Source organism: Nocardiopsis sp. CC223A, assembly GCF_030766825.1.
In the GTDB taxonomy this organism is placed as follows: domain Bacteria; phylum Actinomycetota; class Actinomycetes; order Streptosporangiales; family Streptosporangiaceae; genus Nocardiopsis.
The window spans coordinates 23,657-32,938 of record NZ_JASFDV010000077.1 but is presented as its reverse complement, the minus strand read 5'-3'; the positions used below and the strand labels follow the sequence as shown (position 1 = coordinate 32,938).

At 75.1% G+C, this 9,282-nt stretch carries 7 protein-coding genes and 1 pseudogene; 7 read left to right on the top strand and 1 reads right to left on the bottom strand.

All coding sequences use genetic code 11. The features are described from left to right. Positions 1 to 2,763 (bottom strand): annotated as a pseudogene (locus tag QJS33_RS24720) (hypothetical protein); the annotation flags it as partial. A 632-nt stretch (positions 2,764 to 3,395) separates the two neighbouring features. Between QJS33_RS24720 and QJS33_RS24715 the strand changes: the two are divergent. Genes QJS33_RS24715 through QJS33_RS24685 form a run of 7 tightly spaced genes read left to right on the top strand, consistent with a single transcriptional unit; the run spans position 3,396 to position 9,281 of the window. Then, positions 3,396 to 3,899, top strand: coding sequence for a hypothetical protein (locus QJS33_RS24715; protein WP_306370465.1), 504 nt, complete (start codon positions 3,396 to 3,398; stop codon positions 3,897 to 3,899). Continuing rightward, the gene (locus QJS33_RS24710) at positions 3,893 to 4,741 is read left to right on the top strand and encodes a hypothetical protein (RefSeq protein WP_306370464.1); all 849 of its coding nucleotides are present in this window, start codon (positions 3,893 to 3,895) and stop codon (positions 4,739 to 4,741) included. Before QJS33_RS24715 ends, QJS33_RS24710 begins: the two co-directional genes overlap by 7 nt. A 23-nt stretch (positions 4,742 to 4,764) precedes the next feature. Beyond that, the gene (locus tag QJS33_RS24705) at positions 4,765 to 5,439 is read left to right on the top strand and encodes an SAF domain-containing protein (RefSeq protein WP_306370463.1); all 675 of its coding nucleotides are present in this window, start codon (positions 4,765 to 4,767) and stop codon (positions 5,437 to 5,439) included. Beyond that, a complete protein-coding gene (locus QJS33_RS24700) occupies positions 5,439 to 6,185 on the top strand; it encodes a hypothetical protein (RefSeq protein ID WP_306370462.1) in 747 nt (248 codons plus the stop codon). Before QJS33_RS24705 ends, QJS33_RS24700 begins: the two co-directional genes overlap by 1 nt. Then, on the top strand, positions 6,182 to 7,540 hold the full coding sequence (locus QJS33_RS24695; protein ID WP_306370461.1) for a CpaF family protein: 1,359 nt from the start codon (positions 6,182 to 6,184) through the stop codon (positions 7,538 to 7,540). Before QJS33_RS24700 ends, QJS33_RS24695 begins: the two co-directional genes overlap by 4 nt. After that, entirely contained in the window at positions 7,528 to 8,391 is an 864-nt protein-coding gene (locus tag QJS33_RS24690; protein WP_306370460.1) for a type II secretion system F family protein, read from the top strand. The genes QJS33_RS24695 and QJS33_RS24690 overlap by 13 nt, the downstream gene beginning before the upstream one ends. Further along, positions 8,388 to 9,281: a type II secretion system F family protein gene (locus tag QJS33_RS24685; protein ID WP_306370459.1), complete on the top strand. Its 894-nt coding sequence runs from the start codon at positions 8,388 to 8,390 to the stop codon at positions 9,279 to 9,281. Before QJS33_RS24690 ends, QJS33_RS24685 begins: the two co-directional genes overlap by 4 nt. Position 9,282 lies beyond the last annotated feature (1 nt).

Here is a 9,282-nt window from a genome sequence, read left to right as displayed (position 1 = left end):
GGCGCGCCCCGCGGGGCCCCCTCCCTGACCGCCCTCGGCCACGGGGAGGACCGGGACGCCGGTCCCGGGCACCGTGTCCGGTGCGTCGGGCGTGGTCGCCGGGTCCTTCGGGGCCAGGGGGGCGGGGGCGGCCGCTCCCGGTTCCGCGTCCTCGGTGTCCGACCACTCGGTGTCCACGCTCGATGTCTCGGACGTGTCGGCGTCGAACAGGGACGGCGTGTCCGAGGTATCCGAGTCCCCGTCGCCGAGGGAGGCGGTGTCGTCGGCGTCGGAGGGGTTCAGCGAGTCCTCGAACGACAAGGGGGGCGTGTTCCCGCCCTGTCCGGGGGACGGGGGGCCGGCCACCGGGGGAGCCGGAGCGGTCACCCCCGGCCGGTCGGTCCCGGCGGGGGCGGGGTCGCCCGGACCTCCCGCCTCCGGGGCGGACGGGACGCGGGCGGGCACCGTGCTCTCCGTGGTCACACCCCCGGGCTCCGGGGGCGAGGGCCGTGCGGAGGACTCGACGGTGACCTCGCCGGAGGAGCCGTCCCGGGGGGTGCCGGGCTCCTCCGGGAGAGGGCCGGGCCGGGTGCCCGGGGGCTGTTGCCCCTCGGTGCGGGTCTGTTGCCCCTGCTCGCCCGCGGTGCGTCCGGGCGGCGGCGCGCCCTGCGGTGCCGCGGCACCGCCGCGGTCGCCTCCCGTGCCGACCGGGGGCGGGGGCACCACGGCGGCCGGGGGCGGCGGGGAGCCCTCGCCGTCCTGCTCGGCGGAGGGGACCGGCACGGTGGACCGGGTCCCGTCCTCTCCGTCCGTGTCGCGGATCTCCGGGGTGCGCTCGCCGGGGGTGCCGCGGTTCCCGGACGTCGGTTCGGGGGTGTCGCCGGGGCGGCGCGTGTCCGCGGCCTCCGGCCGGGTCCCGTCCTCTCCGTCCGTGTCGCGGATCTCCGGGGTGCGCTCGCCGGGGGTGCCGCGGTTGCCGGACGCCGGTTCGGGGGTGTCGCCGGGGCGGCGCGTGTCCGCGGCCTCCGGCCGGGTCCCGTCCTCGCCCGTGCCGCCGCGCACCGGTGCCCGGTTCTCCGGCCCGGTGCCGTCTCCGGACGCGCCGGTGTCCCCACCGCCGGCGACGGGCGGGGTGACGGTGACCTTCGGGGGCGGGACGGAGACCTCGGGCGGGGTGACGGTGACCTCGGGTGCGTTCGGCCTTCCGGAGGGCGGGGGCGTCCCGTCGCCGCCGTCGTTCCCGCCGTCGGCGGGCCCCGGTGCCGGCGTCTCCCGGTCCGCCGGGTCGTCCGTGCCCGGGGCGGGCCGCTCCGGTACCGGGGGCGCGGGCAGGACGGGCGGCGGGACGGTGCCGCCCGGACCGCTGAGGGCATCGATGCCCGCCAGCGCCGAGTCGGTGGTGAGCTGGTGGGTCGTGTTCATGATCGACCCGGACGTGGCGGACCAGGGCGTCACGGTGAACCCCTGGCCGCTGGCCAGGCTGCCCAGGCCCTCGCTGAGGACGCCCTCCGCGGCCCCGGTCCCCGCTCCCAGGGCCAGGTCCTGCACGTACGGCACGAACCCCCGCGAACTGCGGTGCAGCGAACCGGAGAGGTTCTGCGGGACGTCGGACAGGTGATCGCGCAGGGGCGGGGGCAGCCGGTCGCCGATCGTCCTGGAGAGCCGGGAGCCCAGGTCCGGGTCGCCCCAGGAGCGGATCAGCGTGTTCGCGTAGTCGTCGCCCAGCCGCCTGGCCTGGTCGCTCCCGATGCGCTCGGCGAAGGCCCGCTGGAACACGTCCGCCACGTCCGCGCGGAACACGTTCTGGTTGGCCGCGTTGTCCCAGGCCCGGGCCCCGGTGGGGGAGTTGGGGTTGAACGGGACCAGCATCTCGTCCCGGTGGCGGGTGAAGAGGTCGGCGAGGTCGTCGTTGAGCGTGCGCGGGCCGGGGGGCGGATCGGGTGTCCCGTTCCTGACCGGGGGCACGGGGTCCGGGTCGGGCACGCCGTTCTTCACCGGGGGCACGGGCACGGGGTCCGGCAGGCCGTTCTTGATCCCCGGCGGGTCCGGCAGGCCGCGCAGGTCGTCGATGTTCCTGGTGAAGACCTTCGAGAAACCACCGCCCGCGAACGCCCCCAGGCCTCCGGAGATGCCCGCGGAGACGATCCCCTCGATCACCGCCCCCACGTGCGCGTCGCGCAGCAGGTCGTGGTCGAAGCCGTCCCGTTCGCCGTTGGCGATCTGGATGCGCTGGATCAGCGCCCCGAAGCTCGCGAAGACCTGGCTGATGATCAGGTGGCTGGGGAGTGTGACGAGGAGCCAGGCGAGGAGCCGCCTGATGGCCAGGCTCCGGATCGCCTTGAAGATGGGGATCCACTTCAGGGACGCGCCGAAGGTGAACTTGGCCGTCGCGATGGCCCAGGCGATCTCGGCGATGAGCTGGGCCACCTGGACCCAGACCATCGCCACCATGTAGTCGACGTTCGCCGCGGCCTTGCGCAGTTCCGCCGAGAGCATGCGGCTCGTGTCCGCCGCGTTGCCGAGGTAGTCCTTGTCGCCGCTGGTGAACGCCGCCAGGGAACGGTTGTAGTAGTCGGAGGCCGCCCCGCCGAAGTTCCGCCTGACGCGGTTGCGCGTCGTGTCCATGATGTCGGAGAGGTCTTCGGTCAGCTGCTTGTTGAGGTGGTCGTAGATCTCCGACGCGGCGCGCATGGCCGGCGCGCTGGCCCGGGGCAGGTCGATCCCCAGCACGACCTTGACGAACGTGTGCGCCGAGTCGCCCATCTTCTGGGGGTCGAACAGCATGCCGACCCCCTCTCCGCGCCATATCAGCCTGAAGCGACGGTAAAGGTAGCACCAACACGCGGTGTTCAGGAAGCGGTGCGGAGGGGGCGCGGCGTTCGGAAGAGGTCACGCGGGCGTTCGTGTTGCGCCCGCGTTTCCGGGTGTTCGCCGGCGCTCGGGAGGGCGCGCACGGTGTGTCCTGTCGCGGTCCTGCGGGTTGCGTCCGGGCCGCCCGCGGGCGCCGGGACGTGGCGGGTGTCACGTTCCGCAGGGGGGCGGGGCCGCCGCGCGGGAGCACCCGCGCAAGGCCGCCCCGGCCGGCGCTGATCCGGGCGGAAGTCCGTTGACGTGGGGTTCTCGCTGTTCGCGGATCCTCGGCGCGTGCGCTCCGGGGGCGCCCTCACCCGGGCCGTCGGTTTTCGGTTCCCTGCGGGCGCCGTTTTGTTGCGTGTTTTTCATCTTACAAAGGGTTGTTGGGTTTGGTCGTCCTGGTTAAGCTCTCGGCTGTCGGAGATGCAACCAAACACACGCAAAACCACATCGGTCGGTGTCGACCCTCCCCACGGACCCGCCTCATCCTGCTGTCGCTTCAGCCCCCAGCCCCCACCCCCCCGTCCCGCCCGGGCGGAGCACATCGAAGGGAACAAACCGCGATGCGATCCGGCCCGACCCGCCTGGCGTTCGCCGCCTGCGCGCTCCTGGCCGTTGCGGGCTGTTCCGAGCCCGCCGCCGGAACGGACGGCGCCGCCGCCGAGACGGAACCGCCGCCCGCGGCCACCGCCGCCGGAGACGAGGACGCCGCCCTGGCGGCCTACACCGGGATGTGGGACGCCGTGGTCGCGGCCTCCCACGGCGACCAGGACGCCTCCCGCGCCCTCGACGACCACGCGGTCGGGGCCGCCCGGGAGATCATGCGGACCGCGCTCGACGAGGCGGCCGCGGGCGGAACCGCCGAGGGGGAGCCCGTCCTCGCGCCGACCGTCACCGTCGAGAGCCCCGAACTCGCGGTCGTCGCCGACTGCGTGGACGACTCCGCCTGGCGGACCGGCGGCGCCACGGGGACGGCGGGCCCCCGCAAGGTCGACGCCACGCTCATCCACGACGGACTCGCCTGGCGCGTGTCCGAACTACGCATCTGGGAGGCCGGATCATGTTGAGACCCCTACCCCCCGCGGCGGCCGCGGCCGCCGCCGCACTGGTGCTCGCGGCCCTGGCCGCCGCGCCCGCGCACGCCGATGACGACGGCTCCCTCCTCGGCAGCGTCGAGTGCGGCACCTCCGGCGGCAACGGCTGCGAGATCCTGCTGCGCTGGATCCTGGAACAGGGCGGGACCCCCGGCACGCCGGGGACCGGCGGTACCGGAGGGACCGGCGGCACGGGCGGCTCCGACGAGTACGCCGACGTCGACTGGGACGCCATCGACTGGGAGTCCATGGACTGGAGCCAGATCGACTGGGACGCCATCGACTGGGACGAGGTCTTCGCCGAGGCCGCCGAGGGCGAGGAGGGCACCGACCCCCTCACCACCATCCAGGAGGCCATGGGCGCCTTCCAGCTCCCCGAGCCCACCATCGCCACCTCCCCGGGTACCGACTCCCTCGTCCTGGTCAACACCCCGCTGTGGCTGTGGGTCGACCCCGAGACCTGGGGCGCCGAGTCCACCTCCGCCGCCCTGGGCGACTCCTCCCTCACCGTGACCGCCACCCCCGCCCGCACCCTGTGGACCATGGGCGACGGCTCCACCGTGGAGTGCGAGGGCCCCGGCACCCCGTTCGACCCCGCCGTCCACGACGCCGCCTCCGCCTCCCCCGACTGCGGGCACGTCTACACCACCGCCCCCGGGTCCGAGGCCGCCCGCACCGTCACCGTCCGCGTGCTCTGGGACACCGAGTGGAGCTTCTCCGGCGGCGGTGGCGGCGCCCTCGACCAGCTCACCAGCACCTCCGAGGTCGACCTCACCGTCCGCGAGTCCCACGGACTCGTCACGGACACCCACTGACACCGAGAAGAACTGAGACAGACGTGGTCGAGACGACGACGGCCCCGCCCCCCGGGGCGGGGCGGCAGACACAGCAGCCCCCCGCCGTACGGCTCTCCGGCGGCGGCGCCCGGCGCTGGCGGTGGTTGGTGCTGGCCCTCACCCTGACGACGGCGGGCGCTCTCAGCGGGGTCATCGCCCTGGAACGCCTCGACGACCGCACCGGAGTGGTGGTCGCCGACACCGACCTCCCCGCGGGCCACATCCTCACCCTGGACGACCTGCGCGTCTCGGAGATGTCGGTGTCCTCCGGCCTCTCCTTCGTGGACGCCGCCCGCATGGAGGAGATCGTCGGCCAGACCCTCACCCTCCCCGTGGTCGAAGGCGGCGTCCTGCCCGAGTCGGCCCTGGGCGCCGACGCGGCCTTCCCCGAGTCCGACCGGGCCCTGGTCGGCGCCACCCTCCAACCCGGACGCTTCCCCGCCTCCCTGGGCGCGGGCGCCAGCGTGTCCGTGGTCGTGAGCGGCGGCGAACAGCAGGAGGACGGCGCCCCCCAGGCCTACCTCGCCCTGGTCCGCACCCTCGCCCCCGACCCGGGGGTCGAGGGCGCCGTCAACGTCGAACTGCTGGTCTCCTCCGCCGACGCCGCCCGCATCGCCGCGGCCGCCTCCGCCGGCCAGGTCAGCCTCGTGCAGGTCCACCCGCGCGGAGGGGCGTGATGACGACGACGGTCGCCGTCTTCTCCCTGGGCGGCGCCCCGGGCACGACCAGCGTGGGCATGGCCCTGGCCGCGGTCTGGCCCGGTGACTCCCCCGGGGTGCTGGTGGAGGCCGACCCCTCCGGCGGGGCGGTCGCCGTCTGGCGCCGCCTGCCCACCGAACCCGGGCTGACCAGCCTGGCCGCCGCCATGCGCCGGGGCGGCGGCGCCGACCCCGACGCCCACACCCAGATCCTCCCCGGCGGGCTCCGGGTCTGCCCGGCACCGGTCACCGCCGACCCCGCCGAGGGCGCAGTGCGGCTCCTGGGCCAGCACCCGCTGCCGCTGGCCGCCATGGCGGCACCGGTCGCCGTCCTCGACCTGGGCCGCCTCACCCCCTCCTCCCCGGCCCGCGCCCTCATCGCCCGGGTCGACCACGCCGTCCTCGTCGTCTCCGAACGGCTCACCGAGCTGCGCCGCGCCCGCGAGCACCTCCTCGCCCCGGCCTTCCCCGCCCGCGACCTCAAAGTCGTGGTCTGCGGCGGCCGCGGCGGCGTCGGCGAGATCACCGGCGCGCTCGGCTCCGCCGTCTGGGGGCGCGTGCCCGACGACCCCCGCTCCGCCCAGTTCCTGCGCGGCGAACGCGACATCGCCCGGCCCCAGCGCCGCCCCCTGTTCAAGGCCGCCGACCGGCTGGCGCGCACACTCGCCGCCGCCCGCACCGAGCACATGGTCTACGCACCGCTGCCCCCGGGGGTGAACGCATGACCCTGCCCGACGAGTTCGCCGACCGCGCCGTCGAACGCTTCCTCGACCCCGGGGCCGACCGGGTGGAGGCCCAGTGGGTCGCCTACGTGTCCGCCGAGGCGGGCCGCCGGATCAGCGAGGAGACCCGCGGCGAGGACCCGGACACCCCGGCCGAGCACCGCGCCCGCGCCGACCGGGTCATCGCCAACATCCTCGACGAGGCCGCCCGCGCCGCCCTGGCCGAGGGCCGCCCCCTGCTGGCCCCCGCGACCGAGGCCGCCATCGCCGCCGCCTCGCTCGCCCAGGTCACCGGGGTCGGGCCGCTCCAGCCCCTGCTCGACGACCCCGAGATCGAGAACATCAACATCAACGGAGTGGACGCCTGGGTGCGGCTCGCCGACGGCAGCCGCCGCCTGCACGCCGGGCTGTTCGCCGACACCGACGACGTCGTCGCCCTGGTCCGCCGCCTGGCCGCCGAGTCGGCCAGCGGCGAGCGCCGCTTCGACCCCGGGGCGCCCATCCTCGACCTCCAGCTCCCCGGCGGGGAGCGCCTCAACGCGGTCATGGAGGTCTCCCGCCAGCCCTCGGTGTCGATCCGCCGCCACCGGTACACCCACTCGTCGCTGCGCCGCCTGGAGAAGCTCGGCACGCTCGACCCGGCCCTGGTGTCCCTCTTCCGGGCCGCCGTGCACGCCCGCCGCAACATGGTCGTCACCGGCGGCACCGGCGCGGGCAAGACCACGCTGCTGCGCGCCCTCGCCTCCGAGATCCCCCCGACCGAGCGCCTGGTCACCATCGAGGACGTCTTCGAGCTCGGCCTGGACCGCGACCGCGAGGCCCACCCCGACTGCGTCGCCCTCCAGGCCCGCCCCGCCAACATCGAGGGCGTCGGCGAGATCACCATCGCCGACCTGGTCCGCACCGCGCTGCGCATGTCCCCCGACCGCGTCATCGTGGGGGAGACCCGCGGCAGCGAGACCGTCCCCCTGCTCAACGCCATGAGCCAGGGCAACGACGGCAGCCTCACCACCCTGCACGCCGCCGGCTCCGCGGGGGCGTTCACCAAACTGGGCGCCTACGCCGTCCAGTCCGCCGAACGGCTGCCGCTGGAGGCGACCGCGTCGCTGGTGGCGTCCGCCGTCCACCTGGTCGTCCACGTCTCCGCGCTGCCCACCGGCGAACGCCGGGTGACCAGCGTGCGCGAGGTCGTGGGGGCGGAGGGACAGAACGTGGTCTCCAACGAGATCTACCGCTACTCGCCGCGCCAGGGCCGCCTCCCCGCGGCCCCGCCCAGCCCCGACACCCTCGACGCGCTCGCCGACCACGGCTTCGACCCCCTGGCCCTCCAGGCGGAGACGGCGGGGTGGGGCCGGTGAACACGAACACGCTCCTGCTCGCCACCGCCGGGGGCGTCGCCGGACTCGGCGTGTTCCTGCTGTGCGTGTGGGCCGCCCCGCTGGTCGCCGCCCGCGTCCGCCGGGGCCGCTCCCGGCCGCTCCCGCGCCCCGGCAAGATCGCCTTCGCGACCGCCGGCGGCGTCGGCGCCTGGCTCCTCACCGGCTGGCCGGTGGCCGGGGCGCTGGCCGCCGCCGCGGTCTGGTGGGCCCCGCAGGTCCTGGGCAGCGACTCCGAGCACAAGGAACAGGTGGAGGGCGTCGAGGCGGTCGCCGCCTGGACCGAGATGCTGCGCGACCTCATGGCCGGGTCCTCGGGCCTGCACCAGGCGGTCGCGGCCACCGCGCCCATCGCCCCCGAACCGCTGCGCGGGGCCGTACAGCGGCTCGCCGACGACATGCGGCGCGGCCGCGAGCCGCGCGACGCGCTGCACACCTTCGCCCGCACCGTCGACAACCCCACCGGCGACCTGGTCGCCTCCGCCCTGGCGATGGCCGCCACCCGGCACGCCACCGACCTGGGCGTCCTGCTGGGGGCACTGGCCGAGTCCGCCCGTGACCAGGCCGCCATGCTGGTCAAGGTGTCGGCGAGCCGGGCGCGGCTGCGCACCTCCTCGCGCATCATCATGGGCGCGACGCTGGGGATGGGGGCGTTCCTGCTGCTGTTCAACCCCGACTACCTCGCGCCGTTCGATAGCGCGATCGGGCAGATCGTGCTGGCGGGTATCGGTGCTCTCTGGGCCACCGCCGTGGTGTGGATGACCCGGATGTCCCGCTTCTCCCTCGGGCCGCGCGTCCTCGCCCCCGACCCGCTCAAGGAGGCCGCCCTGTGAACCCCGTGACCGCCGCGGCCCTCGCCGGAGCCGCCCTGGGCCTGGCCCTGTGGGCGCTGGCCGCGGCCCGCTGGGCCCGTCCGACGCTGGCCGAGCGCCTGGCCGGACCGCGTCCCCCGGCACGGCTCGCGCTGCGTCCCTCCGAGGGCGGTGTCCTGACCCGGCTCGGCCGGGTCGGCGTCCCACTGCTGCACGCTGCCGGACTGCCCGGCAAACGGGCCGTGCGCAACCTGCGCATCTGCGATCGCGATGCGGGGAGCTATCTCGCGGAGAAAGTCACGAGCACCCTTGCGGGCCTCCTCCTGCCGCCGTTGGCAGGTCTGCTCCTCGCTTCCTTCGGATCGTCGCCCGAACCGGTGATCTCCCTGTTGCTCTGGGCCGGTTTCGCGGTGCTCCTGTGGTTCGCCCCGGACCTGTCCCTCAACGACGAGGCGATCAAGCGCAAGGAGGAGATGCGCCGCACCCTGTCGGGTTTCGCCGATCTGGTGGTGGTCTCCCTGGCCGGAGGTGCGGGTGTCAGCGGAGCCCTGACCGACGCCTCGGCCAACGGTGGCGGCTGGGCGATGTCCGCGATCCGCGACGCGCTGCGGGAAGCGTCCCTCACTCGCACCCCGGTCTGGCAGATCCTCCGGGACCTCGGGGACCGTTACGACACTCCCGAGTTCGCCGAACTGTCCGCGAGCCTGCACTTGGCCGGTGCCGACGGCGCCCGCGTGCGCAGCTCCCTGTCGGCCAAGGCCAAGACCCTCCGGGTGCAGTTCCTCGCGGAGATGGAGGCCAAAGCCCAGTCCGCCACCGAGCGGATGAGCCTGCCCGTCGTCCTGATGTTCGCCGGTTTCCTCGGTCTCCTGGGCTTTCCGGCCATGAGCCTCATCCTCTTCAGTACCTGAT

Excerpts from the sequence above, each read along its gene's own strand:
- QJS33_RS24715 (WP_306370465.1), top strand. The coding sequence starts at position 3,396 with ATGCGATCCGGCCCGACCCGCCTGGCGTTCGCCGCCTGCGCGCTCCTG.
- QJS33_RS24710 (WP_306370464.1), top strand. The coding sequence starts at position 3,893 with ATGTTGAGACCCCTACCCCCCGCGGCGGCCGCGGCCGCCGCCGCACTG.
- QJS33_RS24700 (WP_306370462.1), top strand. The coding sequence starts at position 5,439 with ATGACGACGACGGTCGCCGTCTTCTCCCTGGGCGGCGCCCCGGGCACG.
- QJS33_RS24695 (WP_306370461.1), top strand. The coding sequence starts at position 6,182 with ATGACCCTGCCCGACGAGTTCGCCGACCGCGCCGTCGAACGCTTCCTC.